This is a genomic window from Pseudomonas sp. MPC6 (assembly GCF_006094435.1).
Taxonomy (GTDB): domain Bacteria; phylum Pseudomonadota; class Gammaproteobacteria; order Pseudomonadales; family Pseudomonadaceae; genus Aquipseudomonas.
This window is the reverse complement of sequence record NZ_CP034783.1, coordinates 546,167-568,580: the sequence shown is the minus strand read 5'-3', so window position 1 is coordinate 568,580 and position 22,414 is coordinate 546,167. Positions and strand designations below refer to the sequence as shown.

Sequence of the window (22,414 nt, the reverse complement as noted above, 5' to 3'; positions counted from 1 at the left end):
CGGACCATGCAAACTCGTGACGACATTTTCAACACCCTGCGCGATGCCATGGTCGAACTCTTCGAGTTGGACCCCGAGCGTGTGAGCCTCGAATCCAACCTGTATCAGGACCTGGAAATCGACAGCATCGACGCAGTCGACCTGATCGATCACATCAAACGCCAGACCGGCAAGAAAATCGCCGCCGAAGAATTCAAATCGGTGCGTACCGTCAGCGACGTGGTCGAGGCGGTCTACCGTCTGGTTCATCCAGCCGCATGAGTCGATTGATCGGCCTTGGCCTGCTGCTGGCGGGCCTGCTGTACCCCTTTGCGGTGTATTTCGGCATGGAGCATTTTGCCCCGTGGCAGTTCGGTCTGCTGCTGGGCGGCCTGTGGCTGGCCCGGGCCCTGCTCGGTGCGCGCAAGCCAGGCAGCCTGTGGATGGCGATTGGCGCGATCGCTTTTTGCCTGCTGCTGGCGCTGTCGGACAGCCCGCTGTTGCTGCGCTGGTACCCGGTACTGATCAGCGCGTTCATGCTCGGGCTATTTGGCTTGAGCCTGAAATACGGCCCGCCGATGGTCGAACGGCTGGCGCGCATGCGCGAACCGCAACTGCCGGCCAAGGCGATTGTCTATACCCGCCAGGTGACGATCGCCTGGAGTGTGTTCTTCCTCTGTAACGGTTTGCTGGCCGCCGCCCTGACCCTCTGGGCGCCGCTGAGTTGGTGGATGTTGTACACCGGCCTGATTTCCTACGGATTGATGGGCCTGCTGTTTGCCATTGAATGGCTCATTCGACAACGGGTACGAGGCCACTCATGAATTGGACAAAACTTGAGCACCTGTTGCTCAAGGCTCAGCCGGAACGTGCCGTGACGGCAGGGCCGGCGCTGAATCACGCGCAACTGTGCGCGCAGGCATTGGGCCTGGCCGCCGGCCTGCAGGCCCAGGGTGTGCAGCGCATTGCCGTGCACCTGGAAGACGCCGCCGACCTGGCGATTACCCTGCTCGGCGCCTGGCGTGCCGGGGTCAGCGTGCTGCTGCCTGCCGACTTGCAGGCCCAGACTCGCCAGCGTTGGTCAGCGGAAGTCGATCTGTGGCTGACCGATCAGGCCGACGATGCGCACCTGAGTGATTATCGGCATTTGCCACTGAGCGCCGCCACGCTGGATCTGGATCGCTGCCAGCTGAGTTTGTGCACATCCGGTTCCAGCGGTGAACCCAAGCGCATCGACAAAAGCCTGCGCCAGCTGGCCAATGAAGTCGAAGCGCTGGAGCGCCTGTGGGGCGCCGACCTGGGTGAGGCCTGCCTCATCGGCAGCGTTGCCACCCAGCACATCTACGGCCTGCTGTTCCGGGTGTTGTGGCCGTTGTGCGCCGGGCGCTCGTTCGTGCGCAAGCAACTGGCGTTTCCGGAAGATGTGCAGCGCGCCAGCCGTGAACACTCGGCGTTCGCCTGGGTCGCCAGCCCGGCTCTGCTCAAGCGCATGGGTGACAATCTCGACTGGCCGGCCATGAGTGCGGTTCGACGGGTGTTTTCCTCCGGCGGTGCGTTACCGGCCGAGGCGGCTCAACGCCTGCACGACCGCCTGGGCCAATGGCCGACGGAAATCTTCGGCAGCTCGGAAACCGGCGGCATTGCCTGGCGCCAGGGACAGGATTTCTGGCAGCCCTTCGCCGGCATCGAGTTGAGCCAGGACAGCGACGGTGCGCTGCTCGTTGCCTCGCCCTACTTGCCGCCCGACCATATCGAACACACCGCGGACGCCGCACGAATCGCAGCCGATGGCCGTTTCGAATTGCTCGGGCGCCTGGACCGGATCGTCAAACTGGAAGAAAAACGTATCTCGCTGCCGATGCTGGAACAGGCGTTGACGGAGCACGAGTGGGTGGCCGAAGCGCGCCTTGGCGTGGTTCAGGAAAATCGTGCGTCATTGGGCGTGCTGGCGGTGCTGAGCGAACTGGGCTTGCATGCCTTGCGCAATCAGGGCCGCCGCACCCTCACGCAAGTATTGCGTGAGCATCTGAGCCTGCATTGCGAAGCCCTCGCCCTGCCACGCCGTTGGCGCCTGCTGCGGCAACTGCCGCTGAACGCCCAAGGCAAACTGCCTCAGGCCGACGTTGAAGCCCTGCTGCTGGCGCCGCGTCCAAAGGCGCCAGAGGTGCTGGAGCAGCTCGAAGTCGATGGCGAATGGAGCCTGCAACTGGCGGTGCCACCGGACCTCGCCTACTTCAGTGGTCATTTCCCCCAGGCCCCGGTATTGCCCGGCGTGGTGCAGGTGGAATGGGCGCTGATGCTGGGTCAGCGATTGATGGACCTGCCGGCAAAATTCGCCGGCATGGAAGTGCTGAAATTCCAGCAATTGGTGCGCCCGGGGGATGAAATCCAACTGCACCTGCGCTTTGACCCGGCACGTGGCAAGCTGTATTTCGCCTATCGCAATGAGACCGCGACCTGTTCCAGTGGGCGGATATTGCTGGAGGCCTCAGCGGATGCATAACCCCTGCGCCGTCATCCCGGTCTACAACCACGAAACCGCCATCACCACGGTGGTCGATGCCGTGCTCGCCAGCGGCTTGCCGTGCCTGCTGGTGGACGACGCCAGCGATAAGGCCTGCGCCGCGGTATTGGATCGACTGGCCCGGCGCGACAACGTGTTCCTGATCCGCCTGGCCTCCAACCAGGGCAAGGGCGCCGCCGTCATGACCGGCTTGCGCGAAGCGGCGCGGCTGGGTTTCAGCCATGCCTTGCAGGTCGATGCCGACGGCCAGCACGACCTGCAGGACGTCGCAACCTTCATCGAACAATCGCGCCAGCACCCCGAGGCGGTGATCTGCGGTTATCCAAAGTACGATGCCAGCGTGCCCAAAGGTCGTTTGTACGCCCGCTACCTGACTCACGTCATGGTCTGGATCAACACCTTGTCGTTGCAGATCCGCGATTCCATGTGCGGTTTTCGCCTCTATCCGTTGGCGCCGACCCTGGCACTGATCGACTCCGCCAAAATTGGCAAGCGCATGGACTTCGACTCGGACATCCTGGTGCGCCTGGCCTGGCGCAACCAGCCGATGCAGTGGCTGCAAACCCGGGTTCACTACCCGCTGGACGGCGTCTCGCATTTCCGCATGTTCCGCGACAACGTGCTGATCACGAGCATGCACACCCGCCTGTTCTTCGGCATGTTATGGCGGGCCCCGGTGATCCTCTGGCGGCGGTGGCGAGCATGAGCGCAGACCGACAACACTGGGCCGACCGCCAGGAACGCGGCAGTTTCTGGTTGATGAAGCTCACGGCGTTCGGCGCCAGGGTGCTTGGCCGCCGACTGCTGAGCCCGCTGCTGTACGGCATTGTCCTGTACTTTTTTGTGTTCGGTCGCAGCGCCCGCCACAGTGCCTGGCAATACCAGCAACGGCTCGCCGACTGGAGCGGTCGCAGCGAATTGCGCCCGACCCATTGGCGAGTGTTCGGCCAGTTCATGGCGTTCGCCGATTCCATGCTCGACAAACTCGATGTGTGGAATGGCAAGCTGAGCATCGAGCAGATCGAAATCATCGACCCGGCGCTGCTGCGCAATCAATTGCGCGGCACACGCGGGCAGATGCTGGTGGGTGCGCACCTGGGCAACCTCGAGGTCTGCCGCGCACTGGCGGAGATCGGCGAGAAGGTCACCATGAACGTACTGGTGCACACCAAGCACGCCGAGCAATTCAATCGCCTGCTGGGTGAAGCGGGTGCGACCAACCTGCGGCTGATCCAGGTCAGTGAACTCGACCCGGTCATCATGTTGCAACTGCATGAACGCCTGGAGCGCGGCGAGTGGCTGGCGATCGCCGGAGACCGCGTGCCGCTGCACGGCGGGCGCAGCGTGACCGTGGATTTTCTCGGTCAACAAGCCGCGTTCCCTCAGGGCCCGTGGTTGCTGGCCGGTTTGCTCAAATGCCCGATCAATCTGTTGATGTGCCTGAAAAAGCCGACGGGCCAATATCGGGTGACCCTCGAACCGTTCACCGAAGCCGTGGTGTGGAAGCGCAGCGACCGCGAGCAGGTCATTCATCAGTGGGCGACCCGCTACGCCGAACGCCTGGGTCACTATTGCCTGCAAGCGCCCCAACAATGGTTCAATTTCTACCCTTTCTGGAAGACCGATGACGACGTCAACGCTTGAGCCGGTAACCTTCGGCGAACTCCCTCTGCGCATCGAAGACGTGCTGGCCCTGGCCAACCGTCAGGTGTCGACGCAGTTGCAAGGCGACCCCGCGTTCCGCGAGCGTATCGCCAAGGGTGCGCGATTCCTCGACTCCCTGCTGGACAAGGAAGGCGTGATCTACGGCGTGACCACCGGTTACGGCGATTCCTGCGTGGTCGCGGTGCCGCTGCATCACGTCGAGGCCCTGCCCCGTCATCTGTACACCTTCCACGGCTGCGGCCTGGGCAAGCTGCTCGACGCCCAGGCTACGCGCGCGGTGCTCGCAGCGCGGCTGCAGTCGCTATGCCAAGGTGTTTCCGGGGTTCGCGTAGAACTGCTGGAACGCCTGCACGCCTTCCTCGAACACGACATCCTGCCGCTGATCCCGGAAGAGGGCTCGGTGGGCGCCAGCGGTGATCTGACGCCGCTGTCCTATGTGGCCGCGACCCTGTCCGGCGAGCGCGAAGTGCTGTTCCAAGGTGAACGCCGACAAGCCGCCGACGTGCACCGCGAACTCGGTTGGCAACCGCTGGTACTGCGCCCGAAAGAAGCCCTGGCGCTGATGAACGGCACCGCGGTCATGACCGGCCTGGCGTGCCTGGCCTTTGCCCGCGCCGATTACCTGCTGCAACTGGCGACCCGCATCACCGCGCTGAACGTGGTCGCGCTGCAAGGCAACCCGGAGCATTTCGACGAGCGCCTGTTCGCCGCCAAGCCGCACCCAGGGCAGATGCAAGTCGCCGCCTGGCTGCGCAAAGACCTGGCGATCGACGCACCGACCGCGCCGTTGCATCGCCTGCAGGACCGTTATTCCCTGCGTTGCGCGCCCCACGTCCTCGGCGTCTTGGCGGACAGCCTGAACTGGCTGCGCTCGTTTATCGAGATCGAGCTCAATAGCGCCAACGACAACCCGATCATCGACGCCGAAGCCGAACGTGTGCTGCACGGCGGGCACTTCTATGGCGGCCACATCGCGTTCGCCATGGACAGCCTGAAAAACCTGGTGGCCAACGTCGCCGACCTGCTTGACCGTCAACTCGCCCTGCTGGTGGACGAGCGTTACAACCACGGCTTGCCGAGCAACCTGTCCGGCGCCACCGCCGACCGGGCGATGCTCAACCACGGGTTCAAGGCGGTACAGATCGGCACCAGCGCCTGGACGGCCGAAGCGCTGAAAAACACCATGCCGGCCAGCGTCTTCTCGCGCTCCACCGAATGCCACAACCAGGACAAGGTCAGCATGGGTACCATTGCCGCCCGGGACGCGATCCGCGTGCTGGAACTGACCGAACAGGTCGCCGCCGCCACGCTGCTGGCGGCCAATCAGGGCGTCTGGCTGCGCGGCATGGCTGAAGATGCGCGGCCCTTGCCACCCGCCCTGGCCGCCATGCACGAGGCACTGGCCAAGGACTTTGCGCCGGTCATCGAAGACCGTGCCCTGGAGGGCGAATTGCGCCTGTGCCTGAAACGTATTGCCGAACAACACTGGAGGCTGCATGCGTAGCAAGGGCGTGCTTCATGCCGATACGGAAATCCTGGTGCCGTTCTTTGACGTCGACACCATGAACGTCGTCTGGCACGGCCATTACGTCAAATACCTGGAAGTCGCCCGCTGTGCGCTGCTGGACAGGATCGGCCACAACTACGACGCCATGGTTGCCTCGGGTTACGCCTGGCCGGTGATCGACTTGCAGTTGCGCTATGTGCGCGGCGCCGTGTTCGGTCAGAAGCTGAATGTGCGGGCCAACCTGGTGGAATGGGAGAACCGTCTGAAGATCAGCTACCTGATCAGCGATCTGCACACCGGCGAACGCCTGACCCGTGCCAGTTCCGTGCAGGTGGCTGTCGACATGGGCAGCCGTGAAATGCAATTGGCTTCGCCCAAGGTCTTCACCGACGCCGTAGAGAGGGCCCTGCCATGATTGACTGCCACCCCCGCCCCCCTGTGGGAGCGGGCTTGCTCGCGATGGTCGTTAACGATGACGCTCGACACCTGACACTCCGCGGCGCTCTCAGGTTTTTCGCGAGCAAGCTCGCTCCTACAGTGTTCTGCGTGTTACTGAGCATTCCTGGGTTGGCCAACGCATTTGATTTGCAGCAGTTGAGCGATCAGTTGAGCAGGCCCGAGGTGATCCACGGCAACTTCATCCAGGAAAAATACCTGCGCGCCCTGCCCCGGCCGCTGACCAGCAAGGGCACCTTTGTCCTGGCGAAAAATCAGGGCCTGCTGTGGCTGCTGAAAACCCCGCTGCAACAGGATTACCGCATCAACGCCAAGGGCATTGCCCGGCGCGACGCCAACGGTTGGCAAATGCTCCCGGGCAAGAGCGCCGGCGCCGAGCAGAACCGCTTGTTCCTCGCCGTGCTGCAAGGCGACAGCAGCGGACTGCAACGGGACTTCGAGCTGTCCCTGAGCGGCGATGCACAGAACTGGACACTGACCCTGCTGCCGCGCTCGATGCTGCTCAAGCAGGTGTTCAATCAGATCAATATCACCGGCGGTGAACTGGTGCACAGCATCCAGCTGCTCGAAACCCAGGGCGACAGCACGCTGTTGCGCATGCAAGACAGCACCAGCGCTCAACCCTTGAGCGAAGCGGAGCAACATGACTTTGCCGAGTGAACGGAAGCTGCCGTGGCTGTTTCTGCTCCTGCTGCTGGCGGTGCTCGCGCTCGCCGGTTGGCAATGGCGTGACGGCGCACCGCTGTCGGCCAACCTGATGGAACTGGTGCCGGGCACGGCACCGGATGCGCTGGAATTGCGTGCCGAACAACGCATGCAAGAACCGCTGAACCGCGAAATGCTGGTGCTGGTCGGCCACAAGGATCGCCCGCAAGCCATCGCCATGGCGCAGACACTGGGTGAGCAGTGGCAGGCCAGCGGTTTGTTCGAAAAGGTCCAGTGGAACCTGCAGGCGGACTTGCCGGCGTTGCGCACGCAATTGCTGCAAGGTCGCCTGGCGATGCTCTCGGCGACCGATCGACAACAACTGATCGAGCACCCCGACGCGTTTATCCAGCAACGGGTCCAGGCACTGTTCGACCCCTTCACCGGCTTCAGCCTGGTGCCGAGCGAGGATGACTGGCTGGGCCTGACCGGGCGCATCCAGAACAGCCAGCCGCAACACGGCTCCGTGCAACTGGACATCGGCAGCGGTGCGTTGGTCGCCGATGCCGACGGCAAGAGCTGGGTGCTGCTGCGGGCGCGGACCACCGGCAACGCCTTCGACATGAACCTGCCGCTGCAAGTGGCCGATCTGCTCCAGCAGGGCCGGGAACAAGCCGCCCATGCCGACGTGCAATTGCTGGCCGCCAGTGGCTTGCTCTACGCCGCCAGCGGTCAACGGCAAGCCACCCGGGAAATGACCTGGGTCGGCGGCGGCGCCACGGCGGGCATTCTGTTGCTGCTGTTGCTGGCCTTCCGGCGCTGGCGGGTGTTGCTGGCGTTTGTGCCGGTGCTGGTGGGCATGCTGTTCGGTGCCGTGGCCTGCGTGGCGATGTTCGGGCACATGCACGTGATGACCCTGGTGCTCGGCTCCAGCCTGATCGGCGTCGCTGTCGATTACCCGCTGCATTACCTGTCCAAGAGCTGGAGCCTGAAACCCTGGCACAGCTGGCCGGCGTTGCGCCTGACCCTGCCGGGGCTGACGCTGAGCCTGATCACCAGCTGTATCGGCTACCTGGCCCTGGCCTGGACGCCGTTCCCGGCACTGACCCAGATTGCCGTGTTCTCTGCCGCCGGTCTGGTGGGTGCCTACCTGTGCGCGGTGTGCCTGTTGCCGGCACTGCTCAAGGGCGTCGAGCTGCGCCCGGCGCAGTGGCCGCTGCGAGTCGCCGAATTTTTACTGGAACGCCGTGAAGCGCTGCTGAACATTGCGCGCACCCCGGTGTTGCTGGCGCTGCTGATTGCTTTTTGTGTGGGCGGACTGTTGCAGCTCGAAGCCCGCAACGATATTCGCCAGTGGGTCGGCGCACCGCAGCAATTGACCGACGAAGCCCAGGCCATTGCGCGCATCACCGGTTATCAACCCACCAGCCAGTTCTTCCTGGTGCGCGCGGCCAATCAACAGCAACTGCTGGAGCGCCAGGCAGCGCTGGGCGAGCGGCTGGATCAACTGGTCAACCTGGACAAACTCAAGGGTTATCTGTCACTCAATCAACTGGTCAGCCCGCCGAGCGAACAGGTGCGGGTGCGTGAGGCCTTGAACAAACTTGCGCAATTCTGGCACCCCTTGCTCGACCTCGGCGTGCCGGCTGCAGCGCTGCAAGCGGAACTGGCAAGGCTGCAGGCGCTGCCGATCGAAGACATCGACGCGGCGCTGGTCGGTCCTTTGGCCGAACCTTATCGCGTCCTGTGGCTAGGCCCCATCGAAGACGGCGTAGCGGCGCTGGTCAGCCTGCAAGGCCTGAACAACCCTTCCCTGTTGCGGGTCCAGGCCATGGATTTGCCAGGCGTGGAACTGGTGGATCGCCTCGGCGAATTGAACGAGGTTTTCGCCGATACCCAAGTCAGTGCCGCTGAACTGAAACTCGCCTCCTGTGCGTTGATCGTGCTGGTACTGATCCTGCCGTTCGGCCTGGGTGGCGCACTGCGCATCGTCGCCCTGCCACTACTGGCGGCGCTGTGCAGCCTGGCCAGTCTCGGCTGGCTCGGGCAACCGTTGACGCTGTTCAGTCTGTTCGGCCTGCTGCTGGTCACGGCCATCAGCGTCGACTACGCGATCCTGATGCGCGAACAGGTCGGTGGTGTCGCCGTGAGCCTGCTGGGCACCTTGCTGGCGGCGCTGACCACCTGGCTGTCGTTCGGGCTGCTGGCCGTGTCCAGTACGCCGGCGGTGAGCAACTTCGGTCTGTCGGTGAGCCTCGGCCTGGCCTTCAGCTTCATCCTCGCACCCTGGGCAGGACGACATGTCCATGCGGGCGCGGTCACGGAGCCGGCAGCATGATGGTCGTCCTGTTCTGGCTCATGGCCCTGGCACTGTTCGCCGTGGCCACCCGTGTCGGGCGTCACTTCGGCGTGATCCCGATCGTCAGCCAGTTGCTGCTGGCGACCTTCGGCCTGCCGTTGCTGATGTTCTTTTGGATCGAGCCTCAATGGCAACTGAGCGGTGCCGCGCTGGTGGCGCCGGCCTGGCTGAAAAATCTCTACAGCCTGAGCTTTGCCTTGCTCCTGGGGCATATTCTCAGCGACGTGATCGACCTGCGACTCGACCGCCAGAGCCTGAAAATCGCCCTGCCGAGCTTCTGCATTCCATTCGCCTGCGGGCTCGCGACAGCGGTCTGGCTGCTACCGCCGCAACCCTGGATCAGTTCCCTGGCGGTCGGCCTGCTGTTCGCCATCACCGCTATTCCGGTGTTGTATCTGTACCTGCGGCACATCCAATACCCGCCTGCCGCCACCCGGCGCCTGGTGCAGACCGCCATCCTCATCGACCTCACCTGCTGGACCCTGTTCGCCATCGCCCAGGGCAGCCTGCACCTGAGCAGCCTGCTGCTGCCGCTGGCCGCGGCCTGCCTGCCATTACTGTTGCGCCTGCTGCGTCTGCGCCAACCGTTGTTGCACAGCGTCTGCTTCTTCGCGCTATTGGTCGCGGCGGAGCACTTCAAGCTCAATGCACTGATCGTCGGCATTGGCTACCTATTGTGCATGGCCGCGCTCAAGGTGCCGCTGGTGCTGCCGTTGCCGGTGATCTGGCTGAGTCACGTGCAGACGTATATTGCGATCCCGCTGATCCTCACGTTCGGCATCGTGCAGATCAACGTCCACGCGGCCCTGTCCAGCCTTGGCTGGGTGCAACTGACGGCGCTGCTGCTGTTGCCGATCATCAGCAAACTGCTGGGTAACTGGCTGGGCCTTGGCTGGGCCGGCGCCTCGTTCGAAGGCGCCAGCCGCTGGCGGGAAAGTATCCTGCTCAATATCCGTGGCTTGAGCGAGATCGTGTTTCTCAACCTGCTGCTGCAACAACAGCTCATCAGCCCGGCGCTGTATTTTGCGCTGATGGTGATGGGCCTGATCGCCACACTGCTGCCGGCGCTCGCCGGCATGCACCGAACCCGCTTGAACATCGCCGTCCCGGCAAGGAGCTCCAGTGCCAACAGTTGAAATGGAACGTCGCCAGGTTGTGGTGATCGGCGCGGGGCCCTCGGGCGCCATCGCCGCCGCGCTGCTCAAGCGCAAAGGCCACGATGTGCTGATGATCGAACGCCAGCATTTCCCGCGGTTTTCCATCGGTGAAAGCCTGCTGTCCCACTGCCTGGATTTCGTCGAGGAAGCCGGCATGCTCGAGGCGGTGAACGCCGCCGGGTTCCAGCTGAAAAACGGTGCGGCATTCGCCTGGGGCGAGCACTACAGCGCCTTCGACTTCGGTGACACCTTCGGCAACGGCAAGCCGACCACCTTTCAGGTCCAGCGCGCCGACTTCGACAAGCTGCTGGCCGATCAGGCGGCACTCCAGGGCGTGGAAGTGCGCTACGGCGAAGCGATCGTCAGTGCCGATTTCACCTTGCCCAGACCGCAACTGGATGTGCAGCGCGAAGACGGCAGCCAGTACCGCGTCGAAGCCGATTTCGTGCTCGACGCCAGCGGCTACGGTCGCGTGCTGCCGCGCTTGCTCGACCTGGAGGCGCCGTCGAATTTCCCTGTGCGCCAGGCGGTGTTTACCCACGTCGAAGACCATATCGACAACCCGGCTTTCGAGCGGGAAAAAATCCTCATCACCACCCATCCGATCCATCGCGACATCTGGTTCTGGACCATTCCGTTCAGCAATGGCCGTTGCTCGGTAGGCGTGGTGGCGGCAGCCGAACATTTCGCAGGCCGTACCGAAAATCTCGACGACTGCCTGCGCGGGTTCATCGCTGAAACCCCAAGCCTGTCCAGCGTGCTGAACAACGCCGTGTGGGATACGCCAGCACGGACCATTGGCGGTTATTCGGCCAACGTCAAAACCCTCCACGGGCCGGGCTTTGCCTTGCTGGGCAACGCCGCCGAGTTCCTCGACCCGGTGTTCTCCTCCGGCGTGACCATCGCCATGCGTTCGGCAAGCATGGCCGCCGCGGTGCTGCACCGTCAGTTGCAAGGCGAAAGCGTCGACTGGCAAACCGAGTTCGCCGCACCGCTCAAGCGTGGCGTCGACACCTTTCGTTGCTATGTCGAAGGCTGGTACGCCGGCACCTTCCAGGATGTGATTTATCATGAGGGCGGCTCGCCCGACATCCGCCGCATGATCAGCTCGATCCTTGCCGGGTATGCCTGGGACGAGCGCAATCCGTTCGTCGCCGAACCCCGGCGTCGCCTGCGAATGCTGTCGGAACTCTGTGCAAGGGATGCCACGTGAATTACCTGAGCGACAACTACGTCGAAGAAACCCTGGTCAACGTGGTAGCGCGCAACCCCCTTGAAGGTGCTGTTTGATGCTCATTGTCAGTTGCTCAAAGTACACATCCTGTGGGAGCGGGCTTGCTCGCGAAAGCGATGGACCAGCCACCTTCGATGTTGGATGTGCCGATGCCTTCGCGAGCAAGCCCGCTCCCACAGGGATAGTGGGCATTCTGCGATTTCTACTGTTTGGCGCAGTCCTGCTGCTGAGCGCCTGTGCCAGCAGGGCGCCACTGCCCGAGCAAATCCCGAACCTGGCGCTGCCGCTGCAATTGCACATCCAGCGGCTCGAGGCCGGGCAACGTCAGGACTGGGTCCTGGTGATCCAGCGCGAAGGCCCCGGCATTCGCTGGTCGATGATGGACCTGTTGGGCATTCCCCAGGCACGGCAGAAACTGGTCGACGGCGAGTGGCAGTCTGACGGTCTGTTGCCGCCCAATCCGCAAGCGCGGGAGCTGTTCGCCGCGTTGCTGTTTGCGCTGACGCCCAAGGAAGAACTCTCGGGCAACTACCCCGCGGCCTGGCAACACGGTTCGCAACGCTCCCTGCCCTCGCACTGGGACGTCCGTTATTCACAACCGATGAGCTTTGAATTGAACCTGCCCAAAGGCCCGAGTTATCAAGTCACACCCCTCAACGGGGAGGCGCCATGACGGCTTATCTGAACGCTCTCGGGGTGGTTTGCGCCCTGGGCCGCGACAAGCACGAAGTCGCCCGCAACCTGTTTGCCGGCGACTGCTCCGGCATGCGCCATGAGGCCGGCTGGGTGGCGGAACGCTCGCTGCCAGTGGCGGCGGTACACGCTGAGTTGCCGCCGATCCCACCTGGGCTCGCCGAGCAAAGCAGTCGCAACAATCAATTGCTGATGCAAGCCGCGCTGCAGATTCGCGACGACATCGACCAGGCGATCCAGACCTGTGGCCGCGACCGTATCGGTATCGTTCTGGGCACCAGCACCTCGGGCATCGATGAAGCCAGTCGCGGGTTGGCTCATTACATTCGTGAGCATGAGTTTCCGGCCGATTACGACTATCAACAGCAGGAACTCGGCGCGCCGGCGAACTTCCTCGCCGACTGGCTGCAATTGAGCGGCCCGGCCTATGTGATTTCCACCGCCTGCACCTCCAGCGCCCGGGCGTTGATGAGTGCCCAGCGCCTGTTGGACCTGGGTCTTTGCGATGCCGTGCTGTGCGGCGGTGTCGACACATTGTGCAAACTGACCCTCAACGGGTTCTCGGCGCTGGAAGCGGTCTCCGAACAACGCTGCAATCCGTTCTCGGTCAACCGAAACGGCATCAACATCGGCGAAGCGGCGGCGCTGTTTCTGATGACTAAAAGTGTCGGCGACGGCCAGCCGATTGCTCTGCTGGGCAGCGGCGCCAGCTCCGACGCGCACCACATTTCCGCGCCGGAACCGACCGGCCGTGGTGCCTTGCAAGCCATGCGCAAGGCCCTGAGCCGCGCCAACCTGCAACCCGGGCAGATCGATTACCTGAACCTGCACGGCACCGCCACCCAACACAACGACGCCATGGAAAGCCTGGCGGTGACGGCGCTGTTCCCCCATGGCGTACCCTGCTCCTCGACCAAACCGATGACCGGCCACACCCTGGGCGCTGCCGGCGCCCTGGAAGCGGCGTTCTGCTGGCTGAGCCTGAGCACGCAGAACCGCGAGCACGCCCTGCCGCCGCATATCTGGGATGGCCAGCCCGACCCCGAACTGCCAGCCCTGAAGTGGGTGACCCCGGCCGATCGCCTGACGTCCATTGCACCTCGCTACCTGATGAGCAACTCCTTCGCCTTCGGTGGCAATAACGTCAGCCTGATTATCGGAGACGCCCCATGATTGACTGGCCGCTCGCCGAACTGCTGCCGCATGCTGGCGACATGATCCTGATCGAACAGATCCTGTCGTTCGATGACGAGCAGATTCACACTCGCCTCACCGTCAGGCCAAACGGTCTGTTCAGCTGTCCCGACGGCAGCATGCCGGCCTGGGTCGGTATCGAACTAATGGCCCAGAGCGTTGCCGCCTATGCCGGCTGCCATGCGCGCCAGCGCGGCGATGCGGTCGCGCTGGGGTTCCTGCTTGGCACGCGAAAATTCGAGTGCAACGTCGAACACTTTCCCGCTGGCACCGAGCTGACCATCCATGGGTTGCGCTCGCTGGAGGATGACAACGGCATGGGCGTGTTCGAATGCCACATCAACGCTCCCGGCATCCACGCTACCGCCCGTCTGAACGTATTCCGCCCGCCTCAGGCCGCCCACTATCTTCATGAACCCCAAGGAGTCCAGTCATGACTGAATCCGTACTGGTCACCGGTTCCAGCCGTGGCATCGGCCGCGCCATCGCGTTGCGCCTGGCTCAGGCCGGGCATGACATCGTGCTGCATTGCCGCAGCGGCCTGGCGGACGCCATCGCGGTGCAAGCCGAGGTCGAGGCCCTGGGGCGCACTGCGCGCATCCTGCAATTCGACGTGTCCGACCGCGCCGCTTGCAAAGCCATTCTTGAAGCCGACGTGGAAACCCACGGCGCCTATTACGGCGTGGTGTTGAACGCCGGCCTGACCCGCGACGGTGCTTTTCCGGCCCTGAGCGAGGATGATTGGGATGTGGTGATGCGCACCAACCTCGACGGCTTCTACAACGTGCTGCACCCGGTGATGATGCCGATGATTCGTCGGCGCGCCGCCGGGCGCATTGTCTGCATTACCTCGGTGTCCGGGTTGATCGGCAACCGTGGCCAGGTCAACTACAGCGCCTCCAAGGCCGGTCTGATCGGCGCGGCGAAGGCATTGGCGATCGAACTCGGCAAGCGCAAAATCACCGTCAACTGTGTCGCACCCGGCCTGATCGACACCGCGATGCTCGACGAACACGTGCCGGTGGAAGAACTGATGAAAATGATCCCCGCACAACGCATGGGCACGCCTGAAGAAGTGGCTGGCGCGGTGAATTTCCTGATGTCGGCGGAAGCCTCGTACATCACCCGGCAAGTATTGGCCGTCAATGGAGGCCTGTGCTGATGAAGCGCGTTGTCGTCACCGGCATGGCCGGCATCACGTCATTGGGCAGCGATTGGGCGACCATCGCCGGCAACTTTGCGGCCAACCGCAGCGGTATTCGCCGGATGGACGAATGGGATCGTTTCACCGAACTCAACACGCGCCTGGCGGGGCCTATCGATGACTTCAAAGTGCCGAGCCACTGGACCCGCAAGCAACTGCGCAGCATGGGCCGCGTCTCGCGGCTTGCCGTGGGTGCTGCCGAGCAGGCGTTGGCCGACGCCGGATTGCTCGGCAACGAATTGATCAAGGACGGGCGCATGGGTGTGGCCTGTGGCTCGTCCACCGGTAGCACCGACGAAATCAAGGCCTTCGGCAACATGTTGCTCAACTCGGTGGCCGAGGGCCTGAACGCCAACTCCTACGTGCGCATGATGCCGCACACCACCGCGGCGAACATCAGCATCTTCTTCGGCCTGACCGGGCGCCTGATTCCGACCTCCAGCGCCTGCACCAGCGGCAGCCAGGGCATCGGTTATGCGTACGAGTCGGTCAAATTCGGGCGCCTGCCGCTGATGCTCGCCGGCGGCGCCGAAGAGCTGTGCCCCACCGAAGCCATGGTGTTCGATGCGCTCTACGCCACCAGCCTGAAAAACGATGCCCCGCAAACCAGCCCTCGCCCCTATGACACCGGGCGCGATGGCCTGGTGATCGGCGAAGGCGCTGGCATGCTGGTCCTCGAGGAACTGGAACACGCCCTGGCCCGCGGCGCGCATATCCATGCCGAACTCGTCGGCTTCGGCAGCAATGCCGACGGCCAGCACGCGACCCGCCCAGAGCAGTCCACCATGCGCCGGGCCATGGAACTGGCCCTGGAAGACGCCGGGCTACAGCCTTCGGACATCGGCTACGTGAATGGTCATGGCACGGCCACCGAACAGGGCGACATCGCTGAAACACTGGCGACCAACAGCCTGTTCGGCGAACACATGCCGATCAGCTCGCAAAAAAGCTTCCTCGGCCACACCCTGGGCGCCTGCGGTGCGCTGGAGTCCTGGTTCAGCATCGAAATGATGAACCGCGACCTGTACGTGCACACCTTCAACCTCGACGAGGTCGACCCGAAGTGCGGCAAGCTCGATTACCTGCGCGGCGAGTTTCGGCAGATGAGCAATCAGTATGTGATGAATAATAATTTTGCGTTTGGCGGGGTGAATACCTCGCTGATTTTTCGGCGGTGGGTGTAGCCGGGTGGTTCAACGTTTTCAGTACCACCAGAACGACAAAGGGCGCCTTTCGGCGCCCCTTCACAAACAGGCCGGCTTGTCATCGCCCTTGACCTGCCTGGCTCTGCGATGGCTGGTTACCCAGGATCCTCAGAGTCTCACAAGCCCCTTTCGGGAACATGGATAGTATTGCCCGGAATGGCGTGATGGACAACAGGTGGCAACTCGCCTGTCTGTGTTGCAATCGGCCCCATTACAGACCCAGCGCCTTACGCACCGAGACTTTGATTGCGTAAAACTCATCTGTATCAAGTTGTGAAATGACGTAAACACGCTTTCCCTGGCGATCTCGGCGTTTGATCCGGTCGAGTCGGGAAAGGCTCACGGTCGCAATCATGTCGCATTTTGCCCAACAGACCGGACTGGCGCCTTGTAGATGACTTTGAAGTTCCAGATGGTGCTCAAGCATATGATCCGGGGCGGTGGTACTCAGCGGCACAACGGTTACCAGTAAGCTATTGGATCTGTGTTTTCTTATAACGACAACAGGCCTGATCTTGACCATTTCAGGGACTTCATAGCCCCTGAAGTCGCAGATCAGCACGCTGCCTTCCTTGGGTTGATATAAAAGTGGCATCCATGGCACCCGTCAAAAGAAATTGATTCTGCGCAGGAATCGGGCAAAGCACTAAGTCGAATGCGTTACTTGGAGTGTCTCCTCTTGAAGTGTTTCACAGGCGTATTCCAGCAGGGTTTGATTGTCGATGCCGGGGGCGATGAGGAAGATTTTGCTCGGCGTGCGTGTCTCGGAATCGGTTGATCCCGAAAGAGAGACCGGCTCGGTATCCGGCGGGTTCGGAGTTGGCTTTATCATTGGGAAGGTAATCCTGTTAGTAGTGCCGCAACCTGTTTCGCTACTAAACGGAAGGGTGGCAGCTGTGCGCAAGTTAGTAGACCGGACACCGACCCAAATCCGGCGCACCCAAGGGCGCCATGCGCACAGCTACCATCAAGTGCAGGCGTATGCCTGACTGAACGACGCTTGTGCATTCGTTTGGGAAGGAAAACCGGGCTACTAAACCCGATCACTGGGAATCAGTGACACGAATCAAGTTACCGGCGGCCCCCAAGGTGCACAAGCCGGCGGATTCTGGATTAGTTGTAGGCAACACCGCAAGGCGCTGTAGCCTCTCCGGATTACTTCGGAGACGTCCTACAGCAAGCGGTATATCTTCCGATAGGGTGAATACTTCATCGTCATAGACAACTGCCATTTTTAGTGTTCTTGCGGGCGCCTTCGCGGGCAAGCCCGCTCCCACAGGGTTTGGCAGTGTGGCGAAAATCGTATTCACACTGCCAAACCCTGTGGCAGTGGGCTTGCCCGCGATTGACTCGGGCCGCGTTCGGACGCAGCAGTCAAGGCTTCAGCGGCTCGACCTTGCGCGTCAGCAGCTCAATAAACGCCTTGGCCATCGGCGACTTCTGATCCTTGCGCTGGGCCAGCCACACCGCCGACACCGCCGCTGGATCCAGCAGCGGCCGATACACTACGCCATCAATGCGCATCTGCTGATAAGACGCCGGCAGTACCGATACCCCCAATCCCGCCGCGACCAGACCGATAATCGTCATCGCCTCGCCCGCCTCTTGCGCGAAGTGCGGGTTGAAGCCGGCATCCCGGGCCAGGCTGAGCAATTGTGCGTACAGGCCGCTGCCGTAGCTGCGCGGGAAGAATACGAAGGGTTCAAGGGCCAGGGCCGAGAGGAATAATCCCTCTTCGCTATCGGCCACCAATGGATGCTTGGAGCTGAGGACCGCCACCAGTGGCTCGCGCATCAGCTCCACCATGCTCAGTGAGTCCGGCAGACTCAGCGGCCGCATGATGCCAACTTCGATCGATCCGTCCACCAGGGCGACGGCCACCTGGGTGCTGCTCATTTCCCGCAGATTCAAGTGCACTGCCGGAAACCGTTGGCGAAACGAAAAGATGGCCTGAGGGATGGTCGAGTTGAAGGGCGCAGACGAGGTAAAGCCAATCTTCAACTCACCCAACTCACCCAGCTGCGCCCGCCGTGCAACATCCGCCGCTTTATCCACCTGAGCCAACACCAGCCGCGCCTCTTCCAGAAACAATCGACCGGCCTCACTCAGCTCGACCCGACGATTGGTCCGTTCGAACAGCCGCGCCCCCACTTCCTCCTCCAGCGCCTGGATTTGCTGGCTTAGCGGTGGTTGGGAAATACCCAGCACCTGGGCGGCGCGGCCGAAATGCAGTTCTTCGGCAACGGCGATGAAGTAGCGCAGGTGACGCAATTCCATGAAAACCTCATTAGGTCGCAAAACCTCTCAAACAGGTCGAACAATATATTGGATTGAATCATTAGGCAGCTATATGCTTTTTCCTGTGCCTGATCGGCTGCGCTCTCCGAGGTCTGAAGTGAAAACTGCTGTCGCTCCACTCGCCCATGAAATTCCGCCCGCCGTGCAGGACGATGTCGTCGCGCAGGTGCAGGACATTTACATCGAAAAAGGCACGCCGCTGTTCATGCGCACGGTGCTGGCACTGTTCTCTGGCGGCTTCGCGACCTTCGCCCTGCTTTATTGCGTGCAACCGATGATGCCGCTGCTGTCCCACGAGTACGCCATCAACGCGGCCCAGAGCAGCCTGATTCTGTCGGTGGCCACTGGCATGCTCGCCATTGGCTTGTTGATAACGGGTCCCCTCTCCGACCGTATAGGGCGTAAACCGGTCATGGTGGCGGCGTTGTTCGCGGCGGCGCTGTGCACCATCGCCAGCTCCATGATGCCGAGCTGGCACGGCGTGTTACTCATGCGCGCGTTGATCGGGTTGTCATTGAGCGGTCTGGCCGCGGTGGCCATGACTTACCTGAGTGAAGAGATCCACCCGCAGCACATCGGCCTGGCCATGGGCCTGTACATCGCCGGCAACGCGATCGGCGGGATGAGCGGACGCTTGATTACCGGGGTGTTGATCGACTTCATCAGCTGGCACGCGGCGATGCTGGTGATCGGCGGCCTGGCGCTGATCGCGGCGGCGGTGTTCTGGAAAATTCTCCCCGAGTCGCGCAACTTCCGCCCTCGCTCATTGCACCCGCGCAGCCTGCTCGACGGCTTCACCATGCACTTTCGCGATGCCGGCCTGCCGCTGTTGTTCCTCGAAGCCTTTGTGCTGATGGGCGCGTTCGTCACCCTGTTCAACTATATCGGCTATCGCTTGCTGGCCGAGCCGTATCACTTGGATCAGGCCTTTGTCGGGCTGCTCTCGGTGGTGTACCTGTCGGGCATTTACAGCTCGGCGAAAGTCGGCGCCCTGGCCGACAAACTCGGCCGGCGCAAAATGCTCTGGGCCACCATCGTGCTGATGATCGCCGGCCTGGCCCTGACCCTGTTCACGTCATTGCCGCTGGTGATCGTCGGCATGCTGATTTTTACCTTCGGCTTCTTCGGCGCCCATTCGGTGGCCAGCAGCTGGATCGGCCGCCGCGCGCTCAAGGCCAAGGGGCAGGCGTCGTCGCTGTACCTGTTCAGCTATTACGCCGGGTCGAGCATTGCCGGCACGGCGGGTGGGGTGTTCTGGCATTTGGGCGGGTGGAACGGGATTGGCCTGTTCATTGGCGGATTGCTGGTCATTGCGCTGTTGGTGGCGTTGAAACTGGCGAAGTTGCCGCCGCTGACCGGCGTAAAAGCCTGACGCGGAACCCTGTGGGAGCGAGACCGGCTTGCCGGCGAAAGCGGTCTGTCAGCCAACATCTTTGTTGAATGTGCCGGCCTCTTCGCGAGCAAGCTCGCTCCTACATTGACCGAGTGCGGCCCCATATCGCCAAACAAAAACGCCCGGCATAAGCCGGGCGTTTTCTATTGGGTCACGATCACTCGTGATATTGCGCCGACAACTCATGCACCGCGCGCAAGAACGCACCGGCGTGTTCCGGATCGACTTCCGGGGTGATGCCATGGCCGAGGTTGAACACGTGGCCACTGCCCTTGCCGTAGCCGGCGAGGATGCGGCCGACTTCGGTGCGAATGGCTTCTGGCTTGGCATAGAGCACGGTCGGGTCCATGTTGCCTTGCAGCGCGACTTTGTCGCCAACGCGAGAACGGGCGCTGCCGATGTCGCAGGTCCAGTCCAGGCCCAGTGCATCGGCGCCAGCGTCGGCGATGCTTTCCAGCCACAGCCCCCCACCCTTGGTGAACAGGATCACCGGCACTTTTCGACCTTCGTGTTCGCGAATCAGCCCGCTGACGATCTTGCGCATGTAAGCCAGGGAGAATTCCTGGTACGCCGCCGCCGAGAGGCTGCCACCCCAGCTGTCGAAGATCTGCACCGCTTGCGCGCCAGCCATGATCTGGCCGTTGAGGTAGCTGGTGACCGTCTGCGCGAGCTTGTCCAGCAACAGGTGCAAGGCTTGCGGGTTGTCGTAGAGCATGGTTTTGGTCTTGCGATAGTCTTTCGACGAGCCGCCTTCAACCATGTAGGTGGCCAGGGTCCATGGGCTGCCGGCAAAGCCGATCAGTGGCACGCGGCCGTTCAGCTCACGGCGAATGGTGCTGACCGCGTCCATGACGTAGCCGAGGTCTTTGTGCGGATCCGGGATCGGCAGGGCTTCGATGTCCGCCAGGGTGCTGACGACTTTCTTGAAGCGTGGACCTTCACCTGTTTCGAAGTACAGGCCCTGGCCCATGGCGTCCGGGATGGTGAGGATGTCGGAGAACAGGATCGCCGCGTCCAGTTGCGGATAGCGGTCGAGCGGTTGCATCGTGACTTCGCAAGCGAACTCCGGATTCATGCACAGGCTCATGAAGTCGCCGGCCTTGGCACGGCTGGCGCGGTATTCAGGCAGGTAGCGGCCGGCCTGACGCATCATCCACACAGGGGTGACGTCTACAGGTTGCTTGAGCAGGGCGCGAAGGAAACGGTCGTTCTTCAGGGCAGTCATGTCGGCATCCGGAAAAAAAGTGCGGGCATTTTCTCAGAGCGCGACGCAAAAGGCACGGTTGCAGGTCAGCCTTTTGTCTATCGGGTCAATTTGTCGCGGTGGATCACGATTTTCGCAACACCGAGAAACAACTGTGGGAGCGGGCTTGCTCGCGAAAGCGGTGTATCAGGCAACATCAATGCTGACTGACACTCCGACTTCGCGAGCAAGCCCGCTCCCACATTTTGATCGTATTCCAATCTCAGGAAGTGATCAGACGCCCAGGTAATCCAGGATCCCTTCGGCGGCATTGCGGCCTTCGAAGATCGCCGTTACCACCAGGTCAGAACCACGAACCATGTCGCCACCGGCGAAGATTTTCGGGTTGCTGGTCTGGTGCTTGTACTGACCTTGCTCCGGAGCCACGACGCGGCCCTGGCTGTCGGTCTGGATGCTGTGCTGTTCGAACCACGACGCCGGGCTTGGACGGAAACCGAATGCGATGACCACGGCGTCCGCCGGGATGATCTCTTCGGAGCCCGGGATCGGCTCGGGGCTGCGACGCCCGCGGGCGTCCGGTTCGCCGAGACGGGTCTCGACCACCTTCACGCCTTCGACGCGGTCTTCACCGACGATCGCGATTGGCTGGCGGTTGTAGAGGAATTTCACCCCTTCTTCCTTGGCGTTCTTCACCTCTTTGCGCGAGCCCGGCATGTTCGCTTCGTCGCGACGATAGGCACAGGTCACCGACTTGGCGCCCTGGCGAATCGAGGTCCGGTTGCAGTCCATCGCCGTGTCGCCGCCACCCAGCACCACGACCTTCTTGCCCTTCATGTCGACGAAATCTTCCGGCGACTTCTCAAAGCCCAGGTTGCGATTGACGTTGGCGATCAGGAAGTCCAACGCGTCATGCACGCCCGGCAGGTCCTCGCCGGCAAAGCCGCCCTTCATGTAGGTGTAGGTGCCCATGCCCATGAACACGGCATCGTATTCTTCGAGCAGCTGCTCGACGGTCACGTCCTTGCCCACTTCGGTGTTCAGGCGGAACTCGATGCCCATGCCGGTGAAGACTTCGCGGCGATTGCTCAGCACGGTCTTTTCCAGCTTGAACTCAGGGATGCCGAAGGTCAGCAGACCACCGATTTCCGGGTTCTTGTCGAACACCACCGGGGTCACGCCGCCGCGGACCAGCACGTCGGCACAGCCCAAACCTGCCGGGCCGGCGCCGATCACGGCAACACGCTTGCCGGTCGGTATGACCTTGGACATGTCCGGGCGCCAGCCCATGGCGAACGCGGTGTCGGTGATGTACTTCTCGACCGAACCGATGGTCACCGCGCCGAAGCCGTCGTTGAGGGTGCAGGCACCCTCGCACAGACGATCCTGCGGGCACACCCGGCCGCACACTTCCGGCAGGGTGTTGGTCTGGTGCGACAGCTCGGCGGCCTGGAGGATGTTGCCCTCGGCCACCAGTTTCAGCCAATTGGGAATGAAGTTGTGCACCGGGCACTTCCATTCGCAATACGGGTTACCGCAACCCAGGCAGCGGTGAGCCTGATCGGCCGAATGCTGGGGTTTGAAGGGTTCGTAGATTTCCACGAACTCTTTCTTGCGTTGACGCAACAGTTTCTTCTTCGGATCCTTGCGCCCGACATCGATGAACTGGAAGTCGTTATTCAGACGTTCAGCCATTGTTA

At 62.4% G+C, this 22,414-nt stretch carries 21 protein-coding genes; 17 read left to right on the top strand and 4 right to left on the bottom strand.

Annotated features, from left to right (window positions below):
- The first annotated feature begins 6 nt into the window (after window positions 1-6).
- The 16 genes from ELQ88_RS04615 (at window position 7) to ELQ88_RS04535 (ending at window position 15,801) form a co-directional block, all read left to right on the top strand.
- Window positions 7-261 (top strand): acyl carrier protein, encoded by a 255-nt coding sequence (locus ELQ88_RS04615; protein WP_128872907.1) that lies wholly within the window; start codon window positions 7-9, stop codon window positions 259-261.
- The gene (locus ELQ88_RS04610; RefSeq protein WP_138963891.1) at window positions 258-803 is read left to right on the top strand and encodes a hypothetical protein; all 546 of its coding nucleotides are present in this window, start codon (window positions 258-260) and stop codon (window positions 801-803) included. Before ELQ88_RS04615 ends, ELQ88_RS04610 begins: the two co-directional genes overlap by 4 nt.
- Window positions 800-2,482, top strand: a complete 1,683-nt coding sequence (locus tag ELQ88_RS04605) for an acyl-CoA synthetase family protein (protein ID WP_138963889.1) — start codon at window positions 800-802, stop codon at window positions 2,480-2,482. Before ELQ88_RS04610 ends, ELQ88_RS04605 begins: the two co-directional genes overlap by 4 nt.
- Window positions 2,475-3,209 carry a glycosyltransferase family 2 protein gene (locus tag ELQ88_RS04600; protein WP_128872910.1) on the top strand — a complete coding sequence of 245 codons (735 nt, stop codon included), beginning with the start codon at window positions 2,475-2,477 and terminating at the stop codon, window positions 3,207-3,209. The genes ELQ88_RS04605 and ELQ88_RS04600 overlap by 8 nt, the downstream gene beginning before the upstream one ends.
- Window positions 3,206-4,147 (top strand): glycosyl transferase, encoded by a 942-nt coding sequence (locus ELQ88_RS04595; RefSeq protein ID WP_128872911.1) that lies wholly within the window; start codon window positions 3,206-3,208, stop codon window positions 4,145-4,147. Before ELQ88_RS04600 ends, ELQ88_RS04595 begins: the two co-directional genes overlap by 4 nt.
- Window positions 4,128-5,672, top strand: a complete 1,545-nt coding sequence (locus tag ELQ88_RS04590; protein WP_138963887.1) for an aromatic amino acid ammonia-lyase — start codon at window positions 4,128-4,130, stop codon at window positions 5,670-5,672. The genes ELQ88_RS04595 and ELQ88_RS04590 overlap by 20 nt, the downstream gene beginning before the upstream one ends.
- Window positions 5,665-6,090, top strand: coding sequence for an acyl-CoA thioesterase (locus ELQ88_RS04585; protein ID WP_128872913.1), 426 nt, complete (start codon window positions 5,665-5,667; stop codon window positions 6,088-6,090). The genes ELQ88_RS04590 and ELQ88_RS04585 overlap by 8 nt, the downstream gene beginning before the upstream one ends.
- Window positions 6,087-6,791: an outer membrane lipoprotein carrier protein LolA gene (locus ELQ88_RS04580; protein ID WP_138963885.1), complete on the top strand. Its 705-nt coding sequence runs from the start codon at window positions 6,087-6,089 to the stop codon at window positions 6,789-6,791. The genes ELQ88_RS04585 and ELQ88_RS04580 overlap by 4 nt, the downstream gene beginning before the upstream one ends.
- The gene (locus tag ELQ88_RS04575; RefSeq protein ID WP_128872914.1) at window positions 6,775-9,114 is read left to right on the top strand and encodes an MMPL family transporter; all 2,340 of its coding nucleotides are present in this window, start codon (window positions 6,775-6,777) and stop codon (window positions 9,112-9,114) included. Before ELQ88_RS04580 ends, ELQ88_RS04575 begins: the two co-directional genes overlap by 17 nt.
- Window positions 9,111-10,271, top strand: coding sequence for a sodium:proton antiporter (locus tag ELQ88_RS04570; RefSeq protein WP_138963883.1), 1,161 nt, complete (start codon window positions 9,111-9,113; stop codon window positions 10,269-10,271). Before ELQ88_RS04575 ends, ELQ88_RS04570 begins: the two co-directional genes overlap by 4 nt.
- On the top strand, window positions 10,258-11,505 hold the full coding sequence (locus tag ELQ88_RS04565) for an NAD(P)/FAD-dependent oxidoreductase (RefSeq protein WP_138963881.1): 1,248 nt from the start codon (window positions 10,258-10,260) through the stop codon (window positions 11,503-11,505). Before ELQ88_RS04570 ends, ELQ88_RS04565 begins: the two co-directional genes overlap by 14 nt.
- 211 nt (window positions 11,506-11,716) lie before the next feature.
- Entirely contained in the window at window positions 11,717-12,199 is a 483-nt protein-coding gene (locus ELQ88_RS04555) for a DUF3261 domain-containing protein (protein WP_138969482.1), read from the top strand.
- Entirely contained in the window at window positions 12,196-13,392 is a 1,197-nt protein-coding gene (locus ELQ88_RS04550; RefSeq protein ID WP_138963877.1) for a beta-ketoacyl-[acyl-carrier-protein] synthase family protein, read from the top strand. Before ELQ88_RS04555 ends, ELQ88_RS04550 begins: the two co-directional genes overlap by 4 nt.
- Window positions 13,389-13,850 carry a hotdog family protein gene (locus tag ELQ88_RS04545; RefSeq protein WP_128872918.1) on the top strand — a complete coding sequence of 154 codons (462 nt, stop codon included), beginning with the start codon at window positions 13,389-13,391 and terminating at the stop codon, window positions 13,848-13,850. The genes ELQ88_RS04550 and ELQ88_RS04545 overlap by 4 nt, the downstream gene beginning before the upstream one ends.
- Window positions 13,847-14,575, top strand: a complete 729-nt coding sequence (gene fabG / locus ELQ88_RS04540) for a 3-oxoacyl-ACP reductase FabG (RefSeq protein WP_138963875.1) — start codon at window positions 13,847-13,849, stop codon at window positions 14,573-14,575. Before ELQ88_RS04545 ends, fabG begins: the two co-directional genes overlap by 4 nt.
- On the top strand, window positions 14,575-15,801 hold the full coding sequence (locus tag ELQ88_RS04535; protein ID WP_128872920.1) for a beta-ketoacyl-ACP synthase: 1,227 nt from the start codon (window positions 14,575-14,577) through the stop codon (window positions 15,799-15,801). Before fabG ends, ELQ88_RS04535 begins: the two co-directional genes overlap by 1 nt.
- Window positions 15,802-16,033: 232 nt before the next feature.
- On the opposite strand, the gene ELQ88_RS04530 is transcribed toward ELQ88_RS04535, so the two are convergent.
- Both ELQ88_RS04530 and ELQ88_RS04520 read right to left on the bottom strand, forming a co-directional pair.
- Window positions 16,034-16,417, bottom strand: coding sequence for a type II toxin-antitoxin system PemK/MazF family toxin (locus ELQ88_RS04530; RefSeq protein WP_138963873.1), 384 nt, complete (start codon window positions 16,415-16,417; stop codon window positions 16,034-16,036).
- A 779-nt stretch (window positions 16,418-17,196) separates the two neighbouring features.
- The gene (locus ELQ88_RS04520; RefSeq protein WP_138963870.1) at window positions 17,197-18,099 is read right to left on the bottom strand and encodes a LysR family transcriptional regulator; all 903 of its coding nucleotides are present in this window, start codon (window positions 18,097-18,099) and stop codon (window positions 17,197-17,199) included.
- A gap of 118 nt (window positions 18,100-18,217) precedes the next feature.
- Here ELQ88_RS04520 and ELQ88_RS04515 point away from each other — a divergent pair, with 118 nt between their 5' ends.
- Entirely contained in the window at window positions 18,218-19,492 is a 1,275-nt protein-coding gene (locus ELQ88_RS04515; protein WP_128872924.1) for an MFS transporter, read from the top strand.
- 178 nt (window positions 19,493-19,670) lie between these two features.
- Here ELQ88_RS04515 and hemE read toward each other — a convergent pair whose 3' ends face one another.
- Complete coding sequence (gene hemE, locus ELQ88_RS04510) at window positions 19,671-20,738, bottom strand: uroporphyrinogen decarboxylase (RefSeq protein WP_138963868.1); 1,068 nt, start codon at window positions 20,736-20,738, stop codon at window positions 19,671-19,673.
- 252 nt (window positions 20,739-20,990) lie between these two features.
- Entirely contained in the window at window positions 20,991-22,409 is a 1,419-nt protein-coding gene (locus tag ELQ88_RS04500) for an FAD-dependent oxidoreductase (protein WP_008149580.1), read from the bottom strand.
- Window positions 22,410-22,414: the final 5 nt, after the last annotated feature.

What these genes read in the sequence shown, in the direction of transcription:
- ELQ88_RS04535 (WP_128872920.1), top strand. Translation starts at nt 14,575, where the DNA reads ATGAAGCGCGTTGTCGTCACCGGCATGGCCGGCATCACGTCATTGGGC.
- ELQ88_RS04590 (WP_138963887.1), top strand. Translation starts at nt 4,128, where the DNA reads ATGACGACGTCAACGCTTGAGCCGGTAACCTTCGGCGAACTCCCTCTG.
- ELQ88_RS04580 (WP_138963885.1), top strand. Translation starts at nt 6,087, where the DNA reads ATGATTGACTGCCACCCCCGCCCCCCTGTGGGAGCGGGCTTGCTCGCG.
- ELQ88_RS04605 (WP_138963889.1), top strand. Translation starts at nt 800, where the DNA reads ATGAATTGGACAAAACTTGAGCACCTGTTGCTCAAGGCTCAGCCGGAA.
- ELQ88_RS04570 (WP_138963883.1), top strand. Translation starts at nt 9,111, where the DNA reads ATGATGGTCGTCCTGTTCTGGCTCATGGCCCTGGCACTGTTCGCCGTG.
- ELQ88_RS04520 (WP_138963870.1), bottom strand. Translation starts at nt 18,099, where the DNA reads ATGGAATTGCGTCACCTGCGCTACTTCATCGCCGTTGCCGAAGAACTG.
- ELQ88_RS04600 (WP_128872910.1), top strand. Translation starts at nt 2,475, where the DNA reads ATGCATAACCCCTGCGCCGTCATCCCGGTCTACAACCACGAAACCGCC.
- ELQ88_RS04615 (WP_128872907.1), top strand. Translation starts at nt 7, where the DNA reads ATGCAAACTCGTGACGACATTTTCAACACCCTGCGCGATGCCATGGTC.
- ELQ88_RS04575 (WP_128872914.1), top strand. Translation starts at nt 6,775, where the DNA reads ATGACTTTGCCGAGTGAACGGAAGCTGCCGTGGCTGTTTCTGCTCCTG.
- ELQ88_RS04595 (WP_128872911.1), top strand. Translation starts at nt 3,206, where the DNA reads ATGAGCGCAGACCGACAACACTGGGCCGACCGCCAGGAACGCGGCAGT.
- hemE (WP_138963868.1), bottom strand. Translation starts at nt 20,738, where the DNA reads ATGACTGCCCTGAAGAACGACCGTTTCCTTCGCGCCCTGCTCAAGCAA.
- ELQ88_RS04545 (WP_128872918.1), top strand. Translation starts at nt 13,389, where the DNA reads ATGATTGACTGGCCGCTCGCCGAACTGCTGCCGCATGCTGGCGACATG.
- ELQ88_RS04610 (WP_138963891.1), top strand. Translation starts at nt 258, where the DNA reads ATGAGTCGATTGATCGGCCTTGGCCTGCTGCTGGCGGGCCTGCTGTAC.
- ELQ88_RS04550 (WP_138963877.1), top strand. Translation starts at nt 12,196, where the DNA reads ATGACGGCTTATCTGAACGCTCTCGGGGTGGTTTGCGCCCTGGGCCGC.
- fabG (WP_138963875.1), top strand. Translation starts at nt 13,847, where the DNA reads ATGACTGAATCCGTACTGGTCACCGGTTCCAGCCGTGGCATCGGCCGC.
- ELQ88_RS04585 (WP_128872913.1), top strand. Translation starts at nt 5,665, where the DNA reads ATGCGTAGCAAGGGCGTGCTTCATGCCGATACGGAAATCCTGGTGCCG.
- ELQ88_RS04500 (WP_008149580.1), bottom strand. Translation starts at nt 22,409, where the DNA reads ATGGCTGAACGTCTGAATAACGACTTCCAGTTCATCGATGTCGGGCGC.
- ELQ88_RS04530 (WP_138963873.1), bottom strand. Translation starts at nt 16,417, where the DNA reads ATGCCACTTTTATATCAACCCAAGGAAGGCAGCGTGCTGATCTGCGAC.